The sequence below is a fragment of the Paenibacillus sp. B01 genome, from assembly GCF_009649995.1.
Taxonomy (GTDB): domain Bacteria; phylum Bacillota; class Bacilli; order Paenibacillales; family Paenibacillaceae; genus Paenibacillus_O; species Paenibacillus_O pasadenensis.
On record NZ_CP045802.1, the window covers coordinates 3,485,056 to 3,510,089 of the forward strand.

At 67.0% G+C, this 25,034-nt stretch carries 18 protein-coding genes and 1 pseudogene; 3 read left to right on the plus strand and 16 right to left on the minus strand.

The window, feature by feature from the left end:
• The 14 genes and pseudogenes from rsgA to GE073_RS15095 form a co-directional block, all read right to left on the minus strand.
• On the minus strand, positions 1–924 hold the full coding sequence (gene rsgA / locus GE073_RS15030; protein WP_153783773.1) for a ribosome small subunit-dependent GTPase A: 924 nt from the start codon (positions 922–924) through the stop codon (positions 1–3).
• A complete protein-coding gene (pknB, locus tag GE073_RS15035; RefSeq protein ID WP_153783774.1) occupies positions 917–3,094 on the minus strand; it encodes a Stk1 family PASTA domain-containing Ser/Thr kinase in 2,178 nt (725 codons plus the stop codon). The genes rsgA and pknB overlap by 8 nt, the downstream gene beginning before the upstream one ends.
• A 10-nt stretch (positions 3,095–3,104) precedes the next feature.
• Entirely contained in the window at positions 3,105–3,863 is a 759-nt protein-coding gene (locus GE073_RS15040; protein ID WP_153783775.1) for a Stp1/IreP family PP2C-type Ser/Thr phosphatase, read from the minus strand.
• Between the two features lie 12 nt (positions 3,864–3,875).
• The gene (gene rlmN / locus GE073_RS15045; protein WP_153783776.1) at positions 3,876–4,946 is read right to left on the minus strand and encodes a dual-specificity RNA methyltransferase RlmN; all 1,071 of its coding nucleotides are present in this window, start codon (positions 4,944–4,946) and stop codon (positions 3,876–3,878) included.
• Positions 4,947–5,178: 232 nt separating this feature from the next.
• Complete coding sequence (locus GE073_RS15050; protein WP_164820190.1) at positions 5,179–7,014, minus strand: LTA synthase family protein; 1,836 nt, start codon at positions 7,012–7,014, stop codon at positions 5,179–5,181.
• A 189-nt stretch (positions 7,015–7,203) separates the two neighbouring features.
• Positions 7,204–8,724: a 16S rRNA (cytosine(967)-C(5))-methyltransferase RsmB gene (gene rsmB, locus GE073_RS15055; RefSeq protein WP_153783777.1), complete on the minus strand. Its 1,521-nt coding sequence runs from the start codon at positions 8,722–8,724 to the stop codon at positions 7,204–7,206.
• A 55-nt stretch (positions 8,725–8,779) separates the two neighbouring features.
• Positions 8,780–9,727, minus strand: a pseudogene (gene fmt / locus GE073_RS15060) (methionyl-tRNA formyltransferase); the annotation flags it as partial.
• Between the two features lie 5 nt (positions 9,728–9,732).
• On the minus strand, positions 9,733–10,221 hold the full coding sequence (gene def, locus GE073_RS15065) for a peptide deformylase (protein WP_028596894.1): 489 nt from the start codon (positions 10,219–10,221) through the stop codon (positions 9,733–9,735).
• A gap of 33 nt (positions 10,222–10,254) precedes the next feature.
• Complete coding sequence (gene priA, locus GE073_RS15070; protein WP_153783778.1) at positions 10,255–12,840, minus strand: primosomal protein N'; 2,586 nt, start codon at positions 12,838–12,840, stop codon at positions 10,255–10,257.
• The gene (gene coaBC, locus GE073_RS15075) at positions 12,837–14,054 is read right to left on the minus strand and encodes a bifunctional phosphopantothenoylcysteine decarboxylase/phosphopantothenate--cysteine ligase CoaBC (RefSeq protein ID WP_153783779.1); all 1,218 of its coding nucleotides are present in this window, start codon (positions 14,052–14,054) and stop codon (positions 12,837–12,839) included. Before coaBC ends, priA begins: the two co-directional genes overlap by 4 nt.
• A gap of 138 nt (positions 14,055–14,192) precedes the next feature.
• Positions 14,193–14,396 carry a DNA-directed RNA polymerase subunit omega gene (gene rpoZ, locus GE073_RS15080; RefSeq protein ID WP_028596897.1) on the minus strand — a complete coding sequence of 68 codons (204 nt, stop codon included), beginning with the start codon at positions 14,394–14,396 and terminating at the stop codon, positions 14,193–14,195.
• Positions 14,397–14,413: 17 nt separating this feature from the next.
• Entirely contained in the window at positions 14,414–15,037 is a 624-nt protein-coding gene (gmk, locus tag GE073_RS15085; RefSeq protein WP_043110725.1) for a guanylate kinase, read from the minus strand.
• A gap of 14 nt (positions 15,038–15,051) precedes the next feature.
• On the minus strand, positions 15,052–15,312 hold the full coding sequence (remA, locus tag GE073_RS15090; protein ID WP_006036475.1) for an extracellular matrix/biofilm regulator RemA: 261 nt from the start codon (positions 15,310–15,312) through the stop codon (positions 15,052–15,054).
• A 367-nt stretch (positions 15,313–15,679) separates the two neighbouring features.
• A complete protein-coding gene (locus GE073_RS15095; protein WP_153783780.1) occupies positions 15,680–16,756 on the minus strand; it encodes an ABC transporter substrate-binding protein in 1,077 nt (358 codons plus the stop codon).
• Between the two features lie 175 nt (positions 16,757–16,931).
• Here GE073_RS15095 and GE073_RS15100 point away from each other — a divergent pair, with 175 nt between their 5' ends.
• Both GE073_RS15100 and GE073_RS15105 read left to right on the plus strand, forming a co-directional pair.
• Positions 16,932–18,029: a FecCD family ABC transporter permease gene (locus GE073_RS15100; protein WP_153784750.1), complete on the plus strand. Its 1,098-nt coding sequence runs from the start codon at positions 16,932–16,934 to the stop codon at positions 18,027–18,029.
• Position 18,030: 1 nt separating this feature from the next.
• Positions 18,031–18,840: an ABC transporter ATP-binding protein gene (locus tag GE073_RS15105; protein WP_153783781.1), complete on the plus strand. Its 810-nt coding sequence runs from the start codon at positions 18,031–18,033 to the stop codon at positions 18,838–18,840.
• Positions 18,841–18,998: 158 nt separating this feature from the next.
• Here GE073_RS15105 and dapF read toward each other — a convergent pair whose 3' ends face one another.
• A complete protein-coding gene (gene dapF, locus GE073_RS15110; RefSeq protein WP_028596901.1) occupies positions 18,999–19,829 on the minus strand; it encodes a diaminopimelate epimerase in 831 nt (276 codons plus the stop codon).
• Between the two features lie 294 nt (positions 19,830–20,123).
• Positions 20,124–22,919, minus strand: coding sequence for a calcium-translocating P-type ATPase, SERCA-type (locus tag GE073_RS15115; protein ID WP_153783782.1), 2,796 nt, complete (start codon positions 22,917–22,919; stop codon positions 20,124–20,126).
• Between the two features lie 242 nt (positions 22,920–23,161).
• Between GE073_RS15115 and GE073_RS15120 the strand changes: the two genes are divergently transcribed.
• On the plus strand, positions 23,162–24,937 hold the full coding sequence (locus GE073_RS15120) for an Rqc2 family fibronectin-binding protein (RefSeq protein WP_153783783.1): 1,776 nt from the start codon (positions 23,162–23,164) through the stop codon (positions 24,935–24,937).
• Positions 24,938–25,034 lie beyond the last annotated feature (97 nt).

Below are 25,034 nucleotides of genomic sequence, written 5' to 3' on the forward strand. Positions count from 1 at the left end.
TCAGTACCTCCGCTTTTTCTCTTTCATTTCGCCCAGGAACTGGACATAGCTGTCATGCCGGCTCTGCGCCGCCTCGCCCGCTGCCAGCGCGGCCAGCACGGCGCAGCCCGGCTCGTGCGTATGCGTGCAGCCCCGGAACTTGCAGCCTGCGGACAGCGCGCGGAACTCGCGGAAGCCGTAGCCGAGGTCCTCGATGCCGAGCTCCTGGAAATCGAGCTGGCTGAAGCCCGGCGTGTCCGCTACATGGCCCGTGCCGACGCGCACCAGCTCGACATGGCGGGTCGTATGCCGCCCGCGGCCGAGCCGGACGCTGATCTCGCTCGTCTCCAGCCCGAGCCCGGGCAGCAGCGCGTTGAGCAGCGAGGACTTGCCGACGCCGGACTGTCCGGCGAACAGCGCGAGCCGGCCTTCGAGCGTCCCCCGCAGCTCTTCCAGGCCGGAGCCTTGGCGCGAGCTGGTCCCGATGACCCGGTAGCCGATGCGCCCGTAGATCCGGTTCACCGTCTCCGCCGCCTCGAGCGCCTCCTCGCGGCCCTCCTCCGACAAGTCCTGCTTGCTGAGGCAGAGCACCGCCTCCAGCCCCGCATGCTCGATATGGACGAGGAACTTGTCCAGCAGCGTCAGGCTAAGCGAAGGCTCCGTCACCGAAAAGACCAGCACGGCCAGGTCGGCGTTCGCGACCGGCGGCCGCACGAGCTCCGTCGACCGCGGATGGATCGCCTCTACCGTGCCCTCGCCCGTCCCGCTGACGCTGAAGTCGACGCGGTCGCCGACGAGCGGCGACTCGCCGCGCTTCTTGAAGATGCCTCGGGCGCGGCATTGGATCGGCTGCTCCGAGCAGCCGTCCTCCGCCACGTAGTAATAGCCGCTCAGGGCTTTGACGATGAGTCCTTGGCCCTCGCGGGCCGCGCCGTCCTTAGTCATCGTCGCCGTCCTCCCCTTGTCCATCCCCCAAAGCGGTCTCCGGTCCCTCGTTCTGCCCGTCGGGACCGGCGGCCGCGTTCGGGTCGGCCGTCGGACTGCTCTCCGGCGACACGGAAGGCGAAGGGCTCGGCTCGGTGCCCGGCACGGTCGTCGGACCGCTGTCGGCGCCGCTCTTCACCTCGTCGTAGGTGCGGGAGAACGTATCGGCGAGCTGTCCGTCGCGATAGACGCTGACGAACGCTTCCGTATTCGGCGCGAGCACGACCTTCACCGGGAAGCTGCGCGTATCCTTGATCGCCCGCTTGTGGGCTTCGACGTCCTTGCCGGTCGCGTCGGTGTAGACGATGCGGATCTCGCTCGCCCTGCCGGCCCGAGCCGGCGAGATGAGCAGGTCGAACGTATACTCCAGCGCGTCCCGCGGCAGGCCCGAGCTGATCGTGATGGACACCTGCTCGCCTTTGCGGGCCGGGCTGCCGGCATCGTAAGGGAACTGCGAGAGCACTTCGCCCTCCGGCTTGTAGCTGCCTTCCTTGACGATGTTGTCCTCCCGCAGCTGCAGGCCGGCTTCCTGGATCAGCTTGCGGGCCTCCTCGACCGTCTTGCCGACGAGATCCGGCATCTTCACCGTCTCCGGACCTTTGCTGACGGTCAGCGTCACCGTATCGGCCAGCGGATCGAGCTGGCTGCTCGCGCCAGGCTCCTGGCTCAGCACGACGCCCGGCTCTGCCGAATCGTCGGAAACTTCGTTCAGGCGGATCGAGCCTTCCGGGAAGCCGAGCGCCCGGAGCGCGGCGACGACGTCGGCGGCCTTCTGCCCCTTGTAGTCGCCGAGCGCCTTGAGCTCGGGTCCGTCGCTGATCGACAGCCTTACCCGCGAGCCGGTCTTGACGCGCATGTTGGATTTGGACTGAGCGAACACCTGATCCTTCGGCACGTCCGGCTTGAACGCCCGGATGGAAGGGTCCTCCAGCAGCAGCCCCTTCGCCTCGAGCGCGGCCTTGGCATCCGCCTCGGTCATGCCGACCACGTACGGCACGTCGACCTCCGCCACGTCGAGCGATCCGGAGACAAGCCGGAACACGCCGTAGACAGCGGCCAGCACGGCCAGCGTGGAAAGCACGATGACGAGCGGCTTCACCCAGCCGCGCCGGCGATCCGTCTCCTCGTCCTCCTCTTCTTCGCGCACGGCTTCCTGACGCGCGGTCGCATGGCCGTCCTCCGGCTGCGGAGGCGGCGGCTCGGCGCCCGGACGGACCGGCTCCTTGAGCTCGCGGCCCGGACGGATGGCCGGCATGACGCGCGTCTCGTCGAAATCGCCGCCCCCGAACTGCAGCTTCGGCTCATTGCGGCGGGAAGGCGACAGCGCCGTCTCCAGATCCTCCAGCATCTCGCCCGCCGAGCGGTAGCGCTCGGACGGATTTTTGCGCAGCGCCTTGATGATGATGTTCTCGACGCTCTGCGGCACGAGCGGATTGACCGCGCGAGGGTCCTCCAGCGGCTCCTGCAGATGCTTGAGCGCGACGCTGATCGGGCTCTCTCCGAGGAAAGGCAGCTTGCCGGTCACCATCTGGTAGAGCACGATGCCGAGGGAGTAGATGTCGGACTTCTCGCCGGCGCTGACGCCCTTGGCGTGCTCCGGCGAGAAGTAGTGGACCGAGCCGATGACGGAGCCCGTCTGGGTGATCGTCGACGAGGTGACGGCGCGCGCGATGCCGAAGTCGGTCACCTTCACGCGCCCGTTCTTGCCGATCAGGATGTTGTGCGGCTTGATGTCCCGGTGGATGATATGGTTCTGGTGGGCATGGTCGAGCGCGTCCGCGATCTGCGCCGCGATGCGCACCGCCTCGTCCGCCTGGAGCGGCGCGCGCTCCTGGATGACCTCGTTGAGGTTCTGGCCGTCGACGCACTCCATGACGATGTAGTGGATGTCTTCTTCCTGGCCGACGTCGTAGATGCTGACGACATTGGGGTGGGACAGCGCCGCTGCCGACTGGGCTTCCCGGCGGAAGCGGCGGATGAATTCCTCGTCGTGCACGTACTGCTGCCGCAGCACCTTGACCGCGACGTTGCGGCTCAGCAGCAGGTCATGGGCCTTGTAGACGAGCGCCATGCCCCCGCCTCCGATGCGGGTCAGAATCTCATAGCGGCCCCCTAGTTCTCTTCCGATCATGATGAAGTCCTCACTCCTCCCCGTCCGTTGCGGCTCCGGATTGCATCAGGACTACCGTGATATTGTCGTCTCCGCCGGCGGCGAGCGCCAGCGAGATGAGGCGGTCCGCCTTGGCCTCGAGGCTCTCGCCGGCGTCTCCCGCGACCTGGAGCAGCTCGCTGTCGTCGAGCATGCCGCTCAGGCCGTCGCTGCACAGCAGCAGGATGTCGCCCGGCTGCCAGTCGAGCATGCGCACGTCCAGCTCGACCTCCTCGTCGGTGCCGAGCGCCCGCGTCAGGACGTTGCGGCGCGGATGATGGGCGGCCTCCTCGAAGCTGATCTGGCCGGAGCGCACGAGCTCGTTGACGAGCGTATGGTCCTCGGTCAGCTGGGCGATGCCCTGCTCCGAGATCCGGTACGCGCGGCTGTCGCCGATATGGCCGAGGATGAGCCGGGTCTCCTCGACGAACAGGGCCGCGACGACCGTCGTGCCCATGTTGTGGTACTGCTCGTTGCGGGAAGCCATGTCGTACACGACCTCGTTGGCGCGCCGGATCGCCTCCTGCAGCATGCGGCCCGCCTCGTCTGCGGACACGCCTGCCGGGAGCGGCTCCATCGCCTCGCGGAACGCGTCCACGGCGAGCTGGCTGGCGACGTCGCCGGCCTGATGGCCGCCCATGCCGTCGGCTACGATCGCGAGCGTCAGCCCTCCGGCCGTCACGCCCGCCCAGGAACGATCCTCGTTGGCCATCCGGATGCGGCCGATATCACTGCGGTTCACTGTCAACATCCCGTCACCTCGTTACGTTAGTTCCATATGTTTCGCGCGGAGCTGCCCGCAGGCCGCGGCGATGTCATGGCCCTGCTCGCGACGGATCGTCGCGTTGATGCCGTTTTTCTCAAGAATGCGCTGGAACTCGAAAATATCCTCCCGAGGCGTGCGGACGTACTTGCGCTCCGGCACGTGGTTGACCGGGATGAGGTTGACGTGGCAAAGCATGCCCTGCAGCACCTCGGCCAGCTCCTGCGCATGCTCGGGACGATCGTTCGTGCCGCCGATGAGCGCGTACTCGAACGTGATCCGGCGCCCGGTCTTGGCGATGTAGTTGCGGCAGGCGTCGATGACCTCCTGGAACGGGTAGCGGCGGTTGACCGGCATCAGCTTGGAGCGCAGCTCGTCGTTCGGGGCATGGATCGAGATCGCGAGGTTGATCTGCGTGTTCTCCTCGGTGAACTTGTACATGCTCGGCACGATGCCGCTCGTGGAGACGGTGATGTGGCGCTGGCCGATGTTCAGTCCCTTGGGATGGATCATCATGCGCAGGAACGCCATCGTCGCCTCGTAGTTCTCGAACGGCTCGCCGGAGCCCATGATGACGATGCTCGAGACGCGCTGCCCTTCCGGATCGAGCATCTGCTGCGCCTTGACGACCTGCGCGACGATCTCGCCCGAGGTCAGGTTGCGCTTGAGGCCGCCCAGCGTCGACGCGCAGAACGTGCAGCCGATCCGGCAGCCGACCTGCGTCGTGACGCAGACGCTGTTGCCGTAGTTGTGGCGCATGATGACCGTCTCGATCGCATGGCTGTCATGCAGGCCGAACAGGAACTTGACCGTGCCGTCCTTGGACTCGAAGCGGGTGATCTCGTTCAGCGTGATGAACTGGAACGAGGCCGCCAGCTTGTCCCGCAGCGGCTTGGGCAGGTTCGTCATCTCGTCGAACGAGGAGACGCGCTTGACGTAGAGCCAGTCGAACAGCTGTCCGGCTCGGAACGCAGGCTCTTCCTGCTCCTTCATCCAGTCCTGCAGCTGCTCCAGGGAATAGTCATATATAAAGGGTGTTTCCACGATATAAGGCTGATCGAATGCTTTCATCTCAATGCTTCATCTCATTTCATCGTTCTTGGAGCGCCGTCCGGCACTGCCTCCGCAGGACGCTCGTCGCTCTAGTTTACCACAAACGTCCATTCCAAGACCACAGCCATGCCTAGCCCGGCCTCGCTGCCGCTGGCCGCCCGCGCGAGGACGGGCGGAAGGAGCCGGCTCGAGGCGGCCCGGCGCAACAAGAAAGGACGGAGCCGCCGCTCCGTCCATCCTTGCTCCCGCCTTAGCTTCCTTCCCCGAACAGCAGCTCCTTGGCGTACCCCTGGCCTTCGAGCAGGTCGAACTGGATCATGCGGTAGTCGTCCAGCAGGCGCTGCTGCTCCTCCGTCAGCGCCGCCTTGTCGAGCGCCGCGCCTCCGGCGCCCAGCGTCACCTTCTTGCCGAGGCCGGGCAGCTGCTGCCGCACCGCCTCGAGCAGCTTGTAGAAAGCCGGCTGCGGAAGTCCCGCATAACGCAGCGCGAGCGGTCCGGCGAACGACGGACTGATCGTCCCGAGCGGCTCGCGTCCGAGCTCGTAGTTCGCCAGCAGCAGCAGCGGCGTCTCATGGCGCAGGCGCTCGTCAGTCCAGCCGGCATCCTCGTAAATTTTCGCCGGAAGCCCCGGCAGATGGTCGCCCCAGAGCACGACGAGCGTCGGCCGATCCAGCTTCTGGATCGCTTCGTTCAGGTAGCGGAGCGCGCCGTCCGTCTGCTTGATGCCCTCGACGTACGTCTCCAGCTGGTCCTTCAGCGCCGGATCGACGCCTTCGGCCTCGATCGAGTTGCCGCCGTGGATCTCCTTGTTCGTATACGGGTAATGGTTCTGCATCGTGACCAGATGCAGGAACAGCGGCTTGCCGTCCGCCTTCTCCAGCTCCTGCGCCGCTTCCTTCATCGCCGCCATATCGGACAAATAGCTGCGCGAGCCGAGCCACTCGCGGTTTTTCATGTCGTCCTGCCCGATGAACCGCTCGAAGCCCAGCATCGGATAGACCTGGTTGCGGCTGTAGAACGTCTTGTCGTACGGGTGGAGAGCGAGCGCGTCGTAGCCCCGGCTCTTGAGGATGCTCACGACCGAGGGCAGATCCGTCTGCTTCGTCAGATTTTGCTGGAACGGCACCGCGCCGTCATGAAGCAGCGACATCGACAGCCCCGTCAGCGCCTCGAACTCGACGTTCGCCGTGCTGCCGCCGAATTCGGGGGAAAGGACGTAGCCGGACGGCCGGGACTGCTGCGCGCCATGCCAAAACGGCAGCGGATCCTCGGCGAGCTTGTATTCCGTCAGCCGCGTCGCGTCGAACAGCGCCTCGTTCATGACGAACACGATGTTCGGAGGCTCGGACGGCGATGCCGCCGGCGGAGCCTCGGGCAGCGAGCCGTAGCGCTCCGCGATGGCCTCCACCGCCTCCCTCCCGTAGCCTTCCGGCTCGTCGATCAGCGTCTGGTTCAGGTTGGAGGCGAAGGCCAGCACGAACCCGTTGTAGCGGTAGTTCGCCTTTTGATCCCAGAAAATGTTCTGGTAGCTGAGCTTGTCGAGCAGCGCCGGATATTTGCCCCCTGCGGTCTGCACGAACAGCGCGACCGCCGTGATCGACGCGGCGGCGAGCGCGACGCGCAGCACGAGCGGAAAACGCAGCTTCGGAAGCTTGAAGATGAGCCAGCCGAGGCCGGCCAGCACGAGCGCGGTGAGGATGAGCACGACCGGCGAGAACAGGCCGTCGGCCATCGAGACCATCTCGGACATGTTCTTCAGCTGCATGAGATCCCAAGGGAACAACGGTTCCCCGGTCGCTTTCATCTTTTCGTAGACGGCCAGGCCGGTCAGGCCGGCGACGGCGCCGACGAGCAGCGAGCCTCCGTACACGTTGCGGAACAAGGCCGCCGCCCCGCACAGCAGGAAAAAGAAAAACGTGCTGCCCCAAAAGAACATCGGCAGCTGTCCGGCCGCCCAGTCCCAGGCGGCGCCGGCGTCGAAGCCGAGCGCCGAGGCCTGGATATAGAAATGAATGATCATGCCGAAACCGTAAAGGCCGAGCAGCGTGGACAAATATCGGATGCTCCGGCGGAACTTGCTCTTCATGCGCATCTTCTCCTGTAAGCGGTCTTCGCGAGCTTTCCTTTTACGATAGTTTAATATAAACCGCTCCGAGGCGCCAATGAAAAAGCGCTCACGAACCGGTTCGCGAGCGCGGAAAGCGCCGGCTGCGGCGCCGGCGCGCGGCCTCAGGCGCGCAAAAAAACCTCGCTCCGACGGTCGGAGCGAGGAAGGCTAGCGGTGATCTCCCCGGCGCAAGCGGGCGATATAGAAGCCGTCGCTGCCGAAATGATGCGGCAGCAGCTGCAGCGAGCCGTCGAAGCGGCCGGCATTCGCGTCGCCGATGCCGGCGGCGCGCAAAGGAGCGAGCACGGACTCCGGCCAGCCGGCCGGATCGAGCGCGAACGCCGGATGCCGCTCCAGGAAGGAAGCGATCTGAGCGGAGTTCTCCTCGCCGGCGATCGTGCAGGTGCTGTAAAGCAGCGTGCCGCCGGGCTTCACGAGCTCGGCCGCCGCGTCCAGCAGACGCTCCTGGACCGCGGCGATGGCCTCGATGTCGGCCGGCGACTTGGTCCATTTGATTTCCGGCTTGCGGCGGATGACGCCGAGGCCGGAGCATGGAGCGTCGAGCAGCACGAGATCGAACGAGCCGGGCGCGAAATGCTCCGGCAGCTCCGCCGCATCGCCGGCGACCGCATGGATGAGGCCGAGGCCGAGGCGGGCGGCCTGGCTTTCGACGAGCGCCTTTTTATGCGGATGCAGGTCGTTGGCGACGATCTCGCCGCGCCCGTCCATCAGCTCGCCGAGATGCGCCGACTTGCCGCCCGGAGCGGCGCAGCAGTCGAGCACGCGGAAGCCGGGCTGAGGCGCGGCCGCGGCGGCGACGATCATCGAGCTCTCGTCCTGGATCGACCAGAGCCCCTCCGTATAGCCGTCCGTGCCGGCCAGATTGCCGCCGCGGTCGACGACGACGCCCGCCCATGGGGCGGCGGCGGACGGACGGGCGTCGAGCCCCGCCTGCCGCAGCCGCTCCAGCGCCTGCTGCGGCGAGAGCCGCAGCCGGTTGACGCGCAGGCTGCCCTGCGGCGCCTCGTTGCCGGCGCTCATCATCGCCTCGGCGGTGTCCTCGCCGTATGCCGCGATCCAGCGCTCGGCCAGCCATTCCGGATAGGAGTGGCGCAGCGACAGCCGCCGCGCGGCATCCGGCTCGGAGGCAAAGTCCTCCGCCTTGAGCTGCGGCAGCTGGCGGACGGCGCTGCGCAGCACGCCGTTCAGCATGCCCGCGATGCCGGCATGTCCGCGGCGGCGGCCGATCTCGACCGCCTCGTTGACCGCCGCATGAGGCGGCACGCGGTCGAGGTAGACGAGCTGGTACAGGCTCATCCGCAGCAGCGACAGCACCCATGGCTCCAGCTTGGCGAAGCCTTTGGCCACGAATTGGCGCAGCCAGCGGTCGAGCGTCAGCTGCCGCTGCAGCGTGCCGTAGACGAGCTCGGTCGCGAGCCCGGCGTCGGCGCGCGACAGCTCGGCCTCCTGCAGCGCGTGATGCAGCTGCAGGTTGCTGTACGCGCCGCTCGTCGCGACGCGGACGAGCGCGTCCAGCGCGAGCTCGCGCGCGCTGCGGCGCCTCCGCGCCGCCGGCTGCGCGGCGCGCGGCTTGCCGCCGGGGGCAGCGCCCCGGCGGGACGCGCCTGCGGCGCCGGCTTTGCCCGGCGCCGCGCCCTGGCGGCGGCCGCCTTGCGGGCCGCCGCTCATCGGCGGCCGCCTTCGCCGGCGGCCGCGTCTGCCGCGCCGGCTCCGCCGCGGGCGCGCCGAGCACGGTGCCCGCTGCGAGCCGGGCACCCTTGAGCCATTCGGCAGCGGGCATCGCCCGCTTGCCGGCCGGCTGAATTTCCGTCAGCCGCAGCACGCCGCTGCCGGTCATGACGCGGATGCCGTCCGCCCCGGCATCCAGCACCTGCCCCGGCGCCGCGCCTGCCGGCCCGGGCTTGTCCTCGGGCGCGCAGGCGCGCACCTTGAACGGCTCGCCGCCGAGCAGCGTGAAGCCGCCGGCCATCGGCGACAGGCCGCGCACCTGCCGCCACAGCTCGCGCGCGCCGCGCGTCCAGTCGAGGCGCTCGTCCTCGCGCGTCAGGTTCGGCGCATGCGTCGCCTGCGAGTCATCCTGCGGCACGCGCGGAGCTCGTCCCTCAAGCAGATCCGGCAGCGTCTCGGCGAGCAGCCGCGCGCCGGCCTCGCTCAGCTTGGCGAACATCGTGCCGGAGTCGTCGGCGTCCGTGATCGGCACCTCGACGCGGCTGATCATGTCGCCCGTGTCGAGCCCTTCGGCCATGTACATGATCGTCACGCCCGTCTTGTCCTCGCCGTTCATGATCGAACGCTGGATCGGCGCTCCGCCCCGGTACTTCGGCAGCAGCGAGCCGTGCACGTTGATGCAGCCCAGGCGCGGCATCTCCAGCACCGACAGCGGCAGGATCTGGCCGTACGCCGCCGTCACGATCAGCTCCGGCGCAAGCCCCTTCAGCTCCTCGACCGCTTCCGCGCGGCGCAGCCGCTCCGGCTGCAGCACGGGCAGCCCGTACTCCAGCGCGGCCGCCTTGACCGGCGTCGGCGCCAGCTCCTTCTTGCGTCCCTTCGGACGGTCGGGCTGGGAGACGACGCCGACGACCTCGACGCCGAGCGCTTTCGCCTCCTCGCCCATCAGCCAATGCAGCGAAGGCACGGCGAACTCCGGCGTGCCCATGAATACGACGCGCATCGGCCTCACTCCTCGCCTTCGCGGCGGTCGCGCGCGGAGCCGTCGTACAGCTCTTCCGCGAGGTCGATGAACAGGATGCCGTTCAGATGGTCCACCTCATGCTGGAACGCCCGCGCGAGGAAGCCTTCCGCCTCCAGCTCGAACGTCTCGCCGTCGCGGTTCTGGCCGCGCACGCGGATTTTGTTCGCCCGGCGCACGTCGCCGTTCAGGTTCTGGATGCTCAGGCAGCCCTCCGGACCGAACTGCTCGCCCTCGCGCTCGACGATCTCCGGGTTCACCATCTCGATCAGCCCGTTGTCGTCTCCGACATCGACGACGATGACGCGCTTGGAGATGCCGATCTGCGGCGCGGCGAGTCCGACGCCTTCGGCGTGGTACATCGTATCGGCCATATTGTCCAGCAGCTTGTGCAGGTTGGCGTTGAACTTCGTGACTTCCTTGGCGACCTCGCGCAGGACGGGGTCGGGATTTTGTACGATAAGACGGATTGCCATGAGGCATGCACCTTCCTTGGATGAAATCGAACGTTATAAAATCATATGCGGATCGACATCGACGCTGAACAGCACGCCGCTGCGCGGCGCCTCGGCCTCGGCCTGCCGGATCGCCTCCGAGACGAGCTCGGCGGCCGGCACCGCTCCGCGGTATTTGACCATGCACTGGAACCGGTACCGGTCCTTGATGCGGGAAATCGGCGAGGCGACCGGACCGAGCAGCTCAAGCGCCCGCGCGCCGCTGCCGTGCAGCGGCTGCAGCACGCCGCGCTGGCCGGCCAGCTCGATCAGCCGGCGGGCGAAGCGATCGCTCGCCGCCGACAGCGTCGCGAGCTGCTCATGGGACATCGTCACGAGGATGAGCCGGCAGAACGGCGGATAGCCCATCATCCGGCGATGCTTCATCTCTTCCGCGACGAAGCCTTCGTAGTCATGCCGCTGCGAGGCGATGACCGCATAATGCTCCGGGTTGTATGTCTGGATGATGACCTCTCCCGGCAGATGATGGCGCCCCGCGCGCCCGGCCACCTGCGTCAGCAGCTGGAACGTCCGCTCCGCCGCCCGGAAGTCGGGCAGGTTGAGCGACGTATCCGCCGCGATGACGCCGACGAGCGTCACATAAGGGAAGTCGAGCCCTTTGGCGACCATCTGCGTGCCGAGCAGCACGTCGGCCTTGCGCTCGCCGAACAGCTTGAGCCATTTTTCATGCGCGTTCTTCTCCGTCGTCGTGTCGACGTCCATGCGGATGACGCGGATGCCGGGGAACAGCTTGGCCAGCTCCTCCTCGACCTTTTGCGTGCCCGCGCCGAAATAGCGGATCTGCTCGCTCTCGCAGGACGGGCAGGCGCTCGGCGCGAGCTCCGCATGGCCGCAGTAATGGCAGCGCATCGCCCGCGTCTTTTGGTGGTAGGTGAGCGAGATGTCGCAGTGCGGGCAGAGCGCCGTATAGCCGCAGGAGCGGCAAATGACGAACGTCGAGTAGCCGCGCCGGTTCAGCAGCAGCACCGACTGCTCGCCGCGCTCGAGCCGCGCCTGCAGCGCCTCGTGCAGCGCGCGGCTGAACATGGAGCGGTTGCCGCTCTTGAGCTCGTCGCGCATGTCGGTCACCGTCACGGGCGGAAGAGAGCTGGCGACGGCGCGCTCGGACAGGCGCAGCAGCGCGCCGCCCGCCCCGTCCCGCGCCGCGGCCGCGTACGTCTCCAGCGACGGCGTCGCCGAGCCGAGCACGACGACGGCGCCGTGCTGGCGGGCCCGCTGCACGGCGACGTCCCGGGCGTGGTATTTGGGCGTCTCCTCCTGCTTGTAGCTCGACTCATGCTCCTCGTCGATGACGATGAGGCCGAGCCGGGCAAACGGAGCGAACACCGCCGAGCGCGCCCCGATCGCCACCTTGGCGCCGCCGCGGCGGATGCGCCGCCACTCGTCGTAGCGCTCGCCGCTCGAGAGGCGGCTGTGCAGGACGGCCACCTCGTCGCCGAAGCGGCCCTTGAAGCGCTCGACCATCTGCGGCGTCAGCGAGATCTCGGGCACGAGCACGATCGCCTCGCGGCCGAGCTCCAGCGCGCGCTGGATGGACTGCATGTAGATCTCGGTCTTGCCGCTGCCGGTCACTCCCTGCAGCAGGAACGTCGCGGGAGCCGTCCGCTCCACCGCATCCCGGATGCGCACGAATACCTCGCGCTGCGCGTCCGTCAGCGGCAGCGGCTCGGAGCGGCGGAACTCGCGTCCGGCGTACGGGTCGCGCTGCTGCTCCGCCTCCTCGACGAGGATGTAGCCCTTGTCCGCCAAAGCCTTGGCCGACGAGGCGCTGGCGCCGGTGTCGGCCAGCATCGCCTGCAGCGTCACCGGCCCTTCGAGCGCGAGCACGTAGAGGAGCAGCTCCTTCTGCCGCTTGGCCGTGCCGGGCAGCGCCTCCAGCGCCGCCTGCGCCGCTTCGCGGTCCAGCGGCGGATAGACGGTGAGCTGCGTGCGCACGCCGATGCGGTCGCGGATCGACGTCTCCTCGATCAGCACGCCTTGCGCGAGCGCGCGCTTGATCGCGCCGCCCGCCTCCGGCCATCGCTGCCGCGCCGCTTCCAGCTTCAGGCTGCCGTGGCGGCGCAGCTCCCGGACGAGCTCCTGCGGCAGCGTCTCGGACGGCGGTAGCTCCGGAGCCGCCTCTCCCGGCATGGCCCAAAACGCCTCCGGCCGGCCGACATCGGACCGCGCCGCAGCCGACTCGGCCGCAGCTTCGGCAGCCGGCTCGTCCGCGCCGTCTGCCAGCCGCAGATGCCGCTCCGCCTTGCCCTTGATCGCCGAAGGCACCATCGCCTGCAGCGCCGCCGTCCATGTGCAGCAATATTTCTCGCTGATCCACCGCGCCAGCTCCACCAGATCCGGCAGCAGCGGCGGCAGCGGATCGAGCAGCTCCGCGATCGGCTTGAGCTTGGCCGGGCCTTCGGCCGGAGGCTCGTCCGCCAGGCTGACGACGAACCCTTGCAGCGTGCGGCCGGCGAACGGCACGCCGACGCGGCTGCCGGGCTCGATCCACGCCCGCATGTCCGCCGGCACGGCATAGCTGAACGGCCGGTCCGTGCTGCGGCTCGGCACGTCGACGATGACGCCGGCGACGCGGCTCATCGCGAGCCCTCCGGCGACGCGCCTCCGAGCCGCGAGGCGACGAGTCCGAGCAGCCTTTCGGCCGTCTCGCGCTTGCTCAGCACCGGCAGCGAAAGCGCCGCGCCGTCACGGTCGAACACCTGCACCGCGTTCGTGTCGCCGCCGAAGCCCGCGCCTTCCATCGTCACGTCGTTGGCGACGATCAGATCGCAGTTTTTGCGGCGCAGCTTGTCCATCGCATGCTCCGCCAGCCGCTCGGTCTCCGCCGCGAAGCCGACGAGGAACTGGCCGCTTTTGCGGCGGCCGAGCTCCGCCAGGATGTCCGTCGTTTTTTCCAGCTCCAGCGTGAGCGTGCCGGCCGACTTCTTGAGCTTGGAGGCATGGCGCTCGACCGGCCGGTAGTCGGCGACGGCGGCAGCCTTGACGACGATGTCCGCCTCCGCGTAGCGGGACAGCACCGCCTCCAGCATCTGCTCCGCCGACTCGACGCGCACGAGCTCCACCCCGCCGGGCGCCGGCACGTCCGTGCGGGCGGCGACGACCGTCACCTCGGCGCCCATGTCGCGTGCCGCCTCCGCGATCGCGAAGCCCATCTTGCCGGAGGAATCATTGGTCAGGTAGCGCACCGGATCGAAGCGCTCCACCGTGCCGCCGGCCGTGACGAGCAGCCGCTTGCCGGCCAGCAGCGTCCGCGAGGCGAAGAACTTCTCGACCGCGAGCACGATCTCCTCCGGCTCGGCGAGCCGTCCCTTGGCGACATAGCCGCAGGCCAGCTGGCCCGTGCCCGGATCGAGGAAGCGCACGCCCCGCCGGCCGAGCGTCTCCATGTTGGCGACCGTCGCCGGATGCTCGTACATGTGCACGTTCATCGCAGGCGCGGCGATGATCGGCGCCGTCGCCGCGAGCAGCGTCGTCGACAGCATGTCGTCGGCGAGCCCTGCGGCCAGCTTGGCCAGCGAATTCGCCGTCGCCGGCGCGATCAGGATGAGGTCGGCTCGGTCCGCGAGGTCGATGTGCGTCACGACGGCAGGATCCTTCTCGTCGAACGTATCGAGATGCACCGGGTGGCGCGAGAGCGTCTGCAGCGTGAGCGGCGCGATGAAGCGGACCGCCGATTCCGTCATGATGACATGGACCTCGGCGCCCTTCTGCACGAGCTTGCTGCACAAGGCGGCCGCCTTGTAGGCGGCGATGCCGCCGGTGACGCCGAGTAGGATCGTTTTGCCGCGTAGCATGTCCGCAGCTCCTTTCTGCTATCTGCCTGTTTTGCCTGGCGATAAAAAAATAACAACCGCAAGGGTTGTTAATTCATGCGCTATGCGGCTGCTGGCTCCGCCGGGCCGAGTGGCCAGGCGGACCGATCCGAAAGCCGGCTAGTCCTCGTTGCGCTGCTCGACCTGCAGAAGATCGTGGTAGATCTCCTCGAGAGCGACGCCGACCTGCTTATGGGACTTGGCCCCTTTGAGCTCGCTCTTCTCTCCGTCGCGCAGGGAGCGCGCGCGGCGGCTTGCCGCAACGACCAGAGAGTACTTGCTGTCGACCTTCTTCATCATTTCGTCAATGGATGGATACAACATCGTTCGAATCACTCCGTTCAGGCTTTTTCGGATGCGGCGGTCTTCACGGTCTCCGGCAGATTGGCGAGGAAGCGCTCCTTGCGGCAGTGCTCGGCCGTGACGATGCTCTGGATGCGGTGGCAGGCAGCCTCGATCTCGTCGTTGACGACCGCGTAGTCATAGTAGCGGATGAGTCCGATCTCCTCGGCGGCGACCGACATGCGCGAGTCGATCACGTCCTGGCTCTCGGTGCCGCGGCCGACGATGCGCTGCTTGAGCACGTCGAGCGAAGGCGGCATCAGGAAAATGAAGACGCCCTGCGGGAACGTCTCCTTGACCTTGAGCGCCCCCTGCACCTCGATCTCGAGGATGATGTCCTTGCCGCTGTTGATCGTCTGCTCGACGAAATCGCGCGGCGTGCCGTAGTAGTTGCCGACGTACTCCGCGTGCTCCAGCATGGCTCCGCGCGCGATCATCTCCTGGAACTGGTCGCGCGACTTGAAGAAATAGTTGATGCCGTCCGTCTCGCCCTGGCGCGGCGAGCGCGTCGTGGCCGAGACGGAGTAGACGAGCTCCGGCATCTTGTGGCGGAGCACCGAGCAGACCGTGCCCTTGCCGACTCCCGAAGGGCCGGACAATACAATCAATAATCCCTTGTTCATAGTACTCCCCGCTATTATTCGTCGTGATCGTCGTCCTTGGCGGACAGACGGTGCGCGACCGTCTCCGGCTGGACTGCCGACAGGATGACATGATCGCTGTCCGTGATGATGACCGCGCGAGTACGCCTGCCGTAGGTCGCGTCGATCAGCATGTGGCGGTCGCGCGCCTCCTGGATGATCCTCTTGATCGGCGCCGATTCCGGGCTGACGATCGAGATGATCCGGTTCGCCGATACGATGTTCCCGAAGCCGATATTGATGAGCTTGATAGCCATGTCAGGTTCTCCCTCCGGACGATATGGAACAGGATCGGACGCCTGTCTCCAGGTCCATCCTCTGGCAATGGGCAGAACCATTGCAACTAGTGTTGACACAAATTCCACGGCCCAAACTCCGGCCGCCGCTCGCGGGCAGCCCGCTCCCGCTTGCCCTGTCCGCTCCGGCTGCGGCCGGGCGGGCATTCGTGTACCTATTCTAATCGATAATCGGTCCGCGAACAAGGCACAATGCGAAATCCGGAGCGAAAGGGCGATTCGCGCGCTTTTTCGGCTATTGGCGGGACAGCCGCAAAAAGCGGAAAAGCCCTCTCCCGCATGGGGAGAGGGCCGACAAAGCAGATGCGCCGCGCCACGCGCTTGGCGATTACGGATGAAGCTCCTTGCCGAGCTTCTCGACGGCGGCGAAGATCTGGTCGCCGTAGCCCCAGTACGCGTTGAAGTCGATGAAGTAGACGCGCTTGTTCTTGATGGCGGAGATGTCCTTGAGCGCCTCGTTGGCGTAGAACGACTCGAGCGTCTTCTCCTTGGCCGGCGAGCCCGTGTAGATCGTCACGAGCAGCACGTCGGGGTTCAAGGCGACGAGCTCCTCGACGCTGGCCTCGTCCGAAGGCATGTCGGCAAAGCCGTTCTTCAGCTTGAGCAGGCTCAGCGCGTCGGCCTGGAACGTATCGGTGATGCCGCTGTACGGAGCGATCGCGCCCTCTCCCGGATCGGAGGCGAAGGCGAAGGTCAGCTCGTCCTGCGCGGCATACGCCTGCTTGATCGACTCCGCATGGGCCTTCAGCTTCGCCACATGGGCGGCCGCGCTTTCCTGGACATCGAAGATCTGTCCGATCTTGTCGACATCGTCGTAAAGGCTGTCCAGCGTCGCGCCCTTGATGCTCGTCGTGTTCACGAAGGTGTTGATGCCGAGCTCGTTGAGGCCGTCCACCGTGCCTACGCCCCAGTCCGCGTCGGCGAACAGGCCGCCGCGGCCCATGACCAGATCCGGATCGGCCGCCACGACCGGCTCCTTGCTCACATAATCCTTGGACAGCACCGGCACCTTGGCGAACGCCTCGGCCACCTCCGGATCCAGCTCCCCGTAGAGGGCGGCGACGCCGACCAGCTTGTCCGCGAGACCCAGCTTGATCATCAGCTCGGCGATCGGCTGCGTATTGACGACGACGCGCTCGGGCGCCTTGTCGAAGGTCTGATCCTTGGCCTCCCACTCTCCGCCCTCCGCTTTCAGCGTGAAGTTCTGGATCGTCAGCGGATACGCCGTCTTGGCGGCGGCCGGCGACGGAGACGCGGAGGCCGCCGGCGGAGCCGAGGATGGAGACGGCGAGGCCGAAGAGGCGGGAGCGTTGCCCCCGTTCGCCGAGCAGGCGGACAGCAGCAATGTCGCGAGCAGGATGGAGCCGGCTTTGAAGCGGGCGGAAACGGATGTGGCAGCGTTCATGAATAGACCCCTTTTGTCGTGAGTTTATTGAGAATGATTATCATTTTCGCCTCGGAGACTCCCCTTGTCAACTCTTTTTTCTAATGTTGACAACGATAATCGTTCTCATTTACTCTCGATAGATAGCTTCATCCCGAGTCTATCGCTTCTGGAGAAAGGATCGATCCGCTTGTCCATGCCCTCTGCCGTTCCCAAACGCCGCTTCGCCGCCTTGCCTTCCGGCAAGGCCGGCTTCGCCCTGCTGCAGCTGCTGCTCGCCGGCTTCACGCTGCTGTCCATCGGCATCGCCGTCTCGCTCGGACAGGTCGACGTCCCGCTCGGACAGTCGTTCCAGATTCTCGCCCATCGCTTGTTCGGCCTGACCTTCGGCGATTCCGCCGACATCCTGAGCGGGCCGAACGCCAACATCATCTGGACGATCCGCTTTCCCCGCGTGCTGCTCGCGCTCCTCGTCGGAGCCGGACTCAGCCTGTGCGGCACGATCATGCAGGCGTCCGTCCAGAATCCGCTCGCCGATCCGTACATTCTCGGCATCTCGTCGGGCGCCTCGCTCGGCGCCACCTTCTCCATCATGATCGGCTTCGGAGCCGGAGGCGTGCTCGGACAGCTCGGCCTCGCCTTCTGGGCGTTCGCCGGCGCGATCGGCGCTTCCGTGCTCGTGCTCGCCCTGTCCGGCATCGGCAGCCGGATGACCTCCGCCAAGCTCGTGCTGTCGGGCATGGTCATCCATGCGCTCTGCACGGCGTTCGCCAATTCCATCATCTATTTCGCCAACAACACGGAGGGCATCCGCACCGTCACCTTCTGGACGATGGGCAGCCTCGCGGCGGCCAAATGGGACCGCCTCCCGCTCGTCGCGGCGGCGGTGCTGCTGGCGGCGCTGTTCTTCCTGCTGCAGTCGCGCATCCTCAATACGATGCTGCTTGGCGAGGAGGCGGCCGTCACGCTCGGCGTCAACCTCAACCGGTATCGCCGCTTCTATCTGATCGCCACGGCGCTGCTGACCGGCGTCCTCGTCTCGAGCTGCGGGATGATCGGCTTTGTCGGCCTGATCATCCCGCACATGGTCCGGGCCGCCGTCGGCTCGGACCACCGCCGGCTGCTGCCGCTGTCGATCTGGGCGGGCGGACTGTTCCTGATCTGGACCGACATCATCGCCCGCACCGCCATCCCGAAGGTCGAGCTGCCGATCGGCATCATCACGGCGCTGATCGGGGCCCCGCTGTTCATGTACATGCTCATCAAAAAAGGCTACGAGTTCGGAGGGAAATGACATGCAGCTCGATGTGAACGACGTATCCGTAACGCTGGCGCGCGCCGACATCGTGAAAAGCGTAAGCCTCCGCGTCGAGGACGGCCGCTTCGTCGGCCTGATCGGGCCGAACGGCTGCGGCAAGTCGACCCTGCTCAAGAGCATCTACAAGGTCGTGCAGCCGTCCGCCGGCAGCGTCGTCCTCGGCGGCGCCGACGTGCTCCGCGCCTCGCCCAAGACCGTCGCCCGCATGATGGGCGTCGTCGGCCAGTTCAACGAGCTCAGCTTCGACTTCACCGTGCGCGAGATGGTCATGATGGGCCGGACGCCGCATAAGAAGCTGCTGGACGCGGACAGCGCGGAAGACGAGCGCCTCGTAGAGGAGGCGCTGCTCACGGTCGGCATGCTGCCGATGGCCGGACGCAGCTTCCTTTCCTTGTCCGGCGGCGAGAAGCAGCGGGTCGTCCTCGCCCGCGCCTTGGCCCAGCAGCCCCGCTTCCTCGTCCTGGACGAGCCGACCAACCATCTGGACATCAAGTACCAGCTGCAGATCCTCTCGCTCGTGAAGTCGCTCGGCATCGGCGTCCTGGCGGCGCTGCACGACCTGGAGCTGGCCGCGGCCTACTGCGATCATCTCTATCTCGTCAAGCAAGGCCGCATCTACGCCGAAGGGCCTCCCCGCAGCGTCCTCACCCGCGAGATCATCTCCGAGGTGTTCGAAGTGGACTGCCGGATCTACGAGAACCCGGTTACCGGCGGGCTCGGCATCGCCTACCTGGAGTCCGGGCCGAGCGCGGCGGCGGAAGCCGCCGCGGCGCGGGCCGGGAGCTGAGCTTTTTCGGGAGCCGCCTGCGTGGGCTTCTCATCGCCGCAGGACGCAAGAAACCCCCTCCGTCTTCCTGCGAAGACGAAGGGGGTTTTGTTCATTCGGCCGCAGCTGCCTGTCGGCTCGCGCGAGGCGTCCGCCGGCTGGCCCGCTTGCCAGCGCCCTTACAGCTCGCCGCGGAACACTTCCGCCGCCGGACCGGTCATGTACACATGATTGTCGCTCTCGCTCCACTCGATATGCAGGTCGCCGCCCTTGAGGGAGACGACCGCCTTGCGGTCGGTGAGGCCGTTCAGCACGGAGGAGACGAGCGTAGCGCAAGCGCCGGTGCCGCAGGCGAGCGTCGGACCCGCTCCGCGCTCCCAGACGCGCATGTCCGCCTGCTCGCGGCTGTTCACCGTGACGAACTCGACGTTCGTCTTGCGCGGGAACATCGGATGCGTCTCCAGCTTGGGGCCCCACTCGGCAAGGTCGAACGAAGCCGCGTCGTCGACATAGATGACCGCATGCGGGTTGCCCATGGAGACGGCGGTGAAGCGGAACTCGCGCCCGCCCGCTTCGATCGGGTGGGAGACGACGCGCTCGGCGTCGATCGTCGTCGGCACCTGCAGGCCGCTCAGGATCGGCTCGCCCATGTCGACGCGCACGAGCTCGACCTTGCCGTCCCGAGTCGTCAGCTCGACCTGCTGCACGCCGGCGCCGAGCGTCTCGATCGTCAGCGACTCCTTGTCGGCATGGCCGTGGTCGTAGACGTACTTGGCGACGCAGCGGATCGCGTTGCCGCACTGCTCCGCCTCGGAGCCGTCCGAGTTGATGATGCGCATGCGGAAGTCCGCGCGCTCCGACGGCAGGATGTAGACGAGCCCGTCGGCGCCGATGCCGAAGTAGCGGTTGCACAGCTCCACCGCCAGCTTGTCCACGCCGGCCGGCAGGTCGCGCTCGCCGTAGACGACGATGAAGTCGTTTCCGAGTCCGTTCATTTTGGTGAATTGCATCTCTATGCACGCTCCTTGAATGGTGGAAGTAAAGGTAGGGAACGGCGGCAACGCCGCCTGTTGACGATTTCTTTAGCATAGCTCATCCGGGTCCGCCACGCTATTCCCAAATGCGTCGAAGATTTGCACTTTTAAGCAAGGCGAACCGGCATTCTCCGTCCTCCGGCGGAGAGGCGAGTTTCGTTCCGAGGCAAGCAAGCTCAGGAGAATCTGTCGCTTCGCCTTTCCTGTCCATCGAAAAAGCCGCTCCCCCGAGCGTCCGCGCGGAGCGGAGCCCAGAGGAGCGGCCGATGGTCAGCGGAGCGAAGGCTGGCTGCCGCCGCTCGTGTAGCTGATGCGCGACTTCGGCTTGCGCTTCTTGGACGAGCCGAGCACGCTGCCGATGCCCATGACGAACGTCGGGATGCCGGCGGCGACGAGCGAGAGGCACCATTCGCGCAGTCCGATCGGCACCGTCTTGAAGATCGGCTGCAAGGCAGGCACGTACAGGACGGCCAGCATGAGGCCGAGCGACGAGAGCACGGCGAGCACGAGGTACTTGTTCTGCAGGATGTTGCGATGGAAGATCGAGCGCGAGCTGCGGCAGTCGAACACATGGATCAGCTGCGCCATGACGAGCGTGACGAACGCGACGGTCTGCGCCAGGGCAAGGCCGGCCGCTCCCTCCGGAGCGCTCCTCAGCGTGATCCAGAACGCGCCGAGCGTGCAGACTCCGATCAGGATGCCGCGGCTGACGATCTTCCAGCCGAGCCGCCGGGCGAAGATGCTCTCGCGCGCCGAACGCGGCTTCTGCGTCATCAGGTCGTTCTCCGCCTGGTCGACGCCGAGCGCCATCGCCGGCAGTCCGTCGGTGACGAGATTCACCCACAGGATCTGGATCGGCAGCAGCGGCAGTGGCAGGCCCGCCATCATCGCGAGGAACATCGTCAGGATCTCGCCGACGTTGGAGGCGAGCAGGTAGCGGATGAACTTGCGGATGTTCTCGTAGATGCTGCGCCCTTCCTCGATCGCCGACACGATGCTGGCGAAATTGTCGTCGCCGAGCACGAGCGAGGACGCCTCCTTGGACACGTCGGTGCCCGAGATGCCCATCGCGATGCCGATGTCGGCCGCCTTGATCGCCGGCGCGTCGTTCACGCCGTCGCCGGTCATCGCCACGACATGGCCCTTGCGCTGCAGCGACTTGACGATGCGCAGCTTGTGCTCCGGAGAGACGCGGGCGTAGACGTAGATGTTGTCGACGACCTTGTCGAGCTCCTCGTCCGACATCGCGGCGAGCTCGCGCCCGCTGACCGACAGCCCGCCTCGAGGCATGATGCCGAGCTGCGCGGCGATCGCCTCGGCCGTCAGCTGATGGTCTCCGGTAATCATCACCGTCTTGATGCCGGCGCGGCGGCAGGTCGCGATCGCGCCCTGCACCTCGCGGCGCGGCGGGTCGATCATGCCGGCGAGGCCGGCGAAGACGAGCTGGCATTCCGCCTCCTCCGCCGTCTCGCAGCTCTCGTGCGGCTTGAGCTCGCGATAGGCGAGGCCGAGCACGCGCAGCGCCGACTGCGCCATCGCTTCCTGCGCCTGCTGCACCTTCGTGCGGAGCGTGCCGGTGAACGGCACGACCTTGCCGTCCCAGAGGATGTACGTGCAGCGCTCCAGCAGCAGATCGGGCGCGCCCTTGACGCAGGCGAGGCGGCCGCCCTGATGGCTGACGACGACCGACATGCGCTTGCGCTCCGAGTCGAACGGGAACTCCTGCTCCCGCTTGTACAGCCCTTCCAAGGAGGAGGCGGAAAGGCCCATCTTCGCCGCCAGCACGACGAGCGCGCCTTCCGTCGGATCGCCCTTCAGCTCCCACGCCTCCTCCGGCTCCGGCGCGCTCGAGCGGACCGCAGCGGCCGGCTCGGCCGCCCGCTGCAGCACGGCGTTGTTGCACAGCGCCGCTATTTGCAGCACGCGCCGCAGCGACGCGTCGTCCTTGGCCTCGACCGGCTTGCCGCCGTCGAAGCAGCCTCCCTGAGGCACATAGCCCTCGCCGGTCACCTCCAGCTCGCGGCTGCCGGTCCATACCCGGGTCACCGTCATCTTGTTCTGCGTCAGCGTGCCGGTCTTGTCGGAGCAGATGACCGACGCGCAGCCGAGCGTCTCGACCGAAGGCAGCTTGCGCACGATCGCCTTGCGCCGGATCATCCGCTGCACGCCGAGCGCGAGCGCGACGGTGACGATCGCGGGCAGCCCTTCCGGGATGGCCGCCACCGCGAGGCTGACGCCCGCCAGGAACATGCCGTAGGCCGGCTGGCCGTGCAGGATGCCGGCGACGACGACCATGACGGTCAGGCCGAGCGCGACGACGATCAGAATCTTGCCGAGCTGCTCGAGCCGGCGCTGCAGCGGCGTCTCCATTTCCTCCGTCTGCTGGATGAGGTCGGCGATCTTGCCCATCTCCGTGCCCATCCCCGTGCGCACGACGACGCCGCGCGCGGTGCCGCCGGTCAGCAGCGTGCCGAGGAAGGCCATGTTGCGCCGGTCGCCGAGCGGCAGATCGTCCTCGTCGATCGGATCGGCATGCTTCGATACCGGCACGGACTCGCCGGTCAGGGCGGATTCCTCAGCCTGGCAGCCGTGCGCGCTCAGCAGCCGCAGGTCGGCCGGCACGCGATCTCCGCTCTGCAGCAGCACGATATCTCCCGGCACGAGCTCGCTCGCCGCCACGGAGACGATGCTCCCTCCCCTCAGCGCATGCGCCGTCGGCGCCGACAGCTCCTTGAGCGCCCGCAGCGAGCGCTCCGCGCGGAACTCCTGGATGAAGCCGAGCACGGCGTTGATGACGATGATCGCCAAAATGGTGATCGCGTCGAGGTATTCGCCGAGCAGGCCGGAAATCAGCGTCGCGCCGATCAGCACGAGCACCATGAAGTCCTTGAACTGATTCAGGAACAGCTTGGCCGGCGACAGCTTCTCGCCCTCCGACAGCTCGTTGCGGCCATGCTCCGCGAGCCGCCTCGCCGCCTCGTCCGGAGCCAGCCCGCTTTCCGGCGAGCAGCCGAGCCGGGCCAGCAGCTCTTCTTCCGACAGCCGATGCCAATTCGTATTTTCCATTCGACTCTTCTCCCTCCCGCTGCCCGCACTCATGCTGCCGCCAGCATCCGCAAGGCTCTAGGACACTATATGAGGACAATCTCCGAATTATCCCTTGTCCGGCGAGCCGGCCAGGCTGCCGGATGCCATGCGCCGCAGGGTGTGGTACACTGGAGGACGCATCGATCCATCCATCCGCGCGCGCCCGGCGCTTCTTCTCTTCCGCACGCCGCGCCCATTCGCAAAAAGGAGAACGACCCGACATGGCCCTAGACGGATTTGTCCTGCGCGCCGCCGCGCATGAGCTGCAGCAGCTCGTCGGCAGCCGCATCCATAAGATCCACCAGCCCTCTTCCCACGATCTCGTGCTGCAGACCCGCGGCGCCGGCGGCGGCAAGCGGCTGCTGCTGTCCGCCAACCCGACCTACCCGCGCGTCCATCTGACCGAGCGGACTTATCAGAACCCGATGGAGCCGCCGATGTTCTGCATGCTGCTCCGCAAATACTGCGAAGGCGGCCAGATCGAGTCGATCCGCCAGATCGGCATGGAGCGCGTCCTGCACATCGAGATCCGCCAGCGCGACGAGCTCGGCGACCTGTCGCTCAAGACGATCATTGTCGAGCTGATGGGCCGCCACAGCAACATCATCCTGACCGACTCCGCCAGCGGCACGATCCACGACGGGATTCACCATGTCACGCCGGCGATCAGCGCCTACCGCATCGTCATGCCCGGCTCCCGCTACACGGCTCCGCCGGAGCAAGGCAAGCAGGACCCGCTCGGCATCGTCACCCGGGAGCAGTTCGAGGCCGCGCTGGAAGCGGTCGAGGCCCGCGCCGACGCGGATGCCGAGGCGCCGCGTCCCGCGCCCGCGCCGGAGAAGCGGCTCGTCGCCGCCTTCAGCGGCTTCAGCCCGCTGCTCGGCCGCGAGCTCGCCTACCGCGCCTCCAAGGCGGCGGGCACGGACCCGGCCGAGGCGCTGTGGACGGAGTTCGACCGGTTCCTGAACGCCGCGCGCGATCATGACGACGAGCCGGGCATCGTCGAGCAGCCGGACGGCAAGGCGCTCTTTTCGATCACTCCGCTCACTCATGTCGCCGGCGAGCGCCGAGCGTTCGCCACCATCAGCGAGTGCCTGGAGGCGTACTACGGCGACAAGGCCGGCCGCGACGCCGTCAAGCAGCGCGTCTCCGACATGCTGCAGTTCCTGCACAACGAACGCGCCAAAAACGTCAAGAAGCTCGAGAAGCAAGCCGCGACGCTTGAAGAAGCCAAGGACGCGGACAAGCACCGCAAGCTCGGCGAGCTGCTCACGACGTACATGCATTCGTTCCAAAAAGGCGACCGCTCGGTCACCGTCGTCGACTACTATGACGAGAACGGCGCCGAGATCGACATCGAGCTCGATCCGCAGCTGAGCCCGTCGGACAACGCCCAGCGGTACTTCCGCCGCTACGCCAAAGCCCGCAACAGCACCGGCGCGGTGCTGGAGCAGATGGAGCTGGCGCGCGAGGAGATCCGCTACCTCGACTCGCTGCTGCAGCAGCTCGGCTCCGCCTCCCTGCAGGATGTCGAGGAGATCCGCGACGAGCTCGTCGCCGGAGGCTACCTGCGCGCGCGCGAGAAGCGCGGCGCCAAGCGCAAGAAGCCGGCCCGTCCGTCGCTGCTCTGCTACACCTCCTCCGAGGGGCTACCGATTTATGTGGGCAAGAACAATACGCAGAACGAGCATCTGACCAACAAGCTGGCCGCCTCCGGCGACACCTGGCTGCATACGAAGGACATCCCCGGCTCCCACGTCGTCATCCGCGCGGCCGAGTTCGGCGATCCGACGCTGGAGGAAGCCGCGATGCTGGCGGCCCACTACAGCCAGGCCCAAGGCTCGAGCATGATCCCGGTCGACTACACGCTGATCCGCCACGTGCACAAGCCGAGCGGCGCCAAGCCCGGATTCGTCATCTACGACCGGCAGAAAACGCTGTTCATCACCCCCGACGAGGAGCGCATCAAGGCGCTGCCGTCGACGATCAAAAGCTGATACGCGAAAAACAAAAAAGCATCCCCCAGGTCCGTGAATGGACCCGGGGGATGCTTTTTTGTTCCTGCTGTCGCCGCGGATGGCGGCATCGACGGCG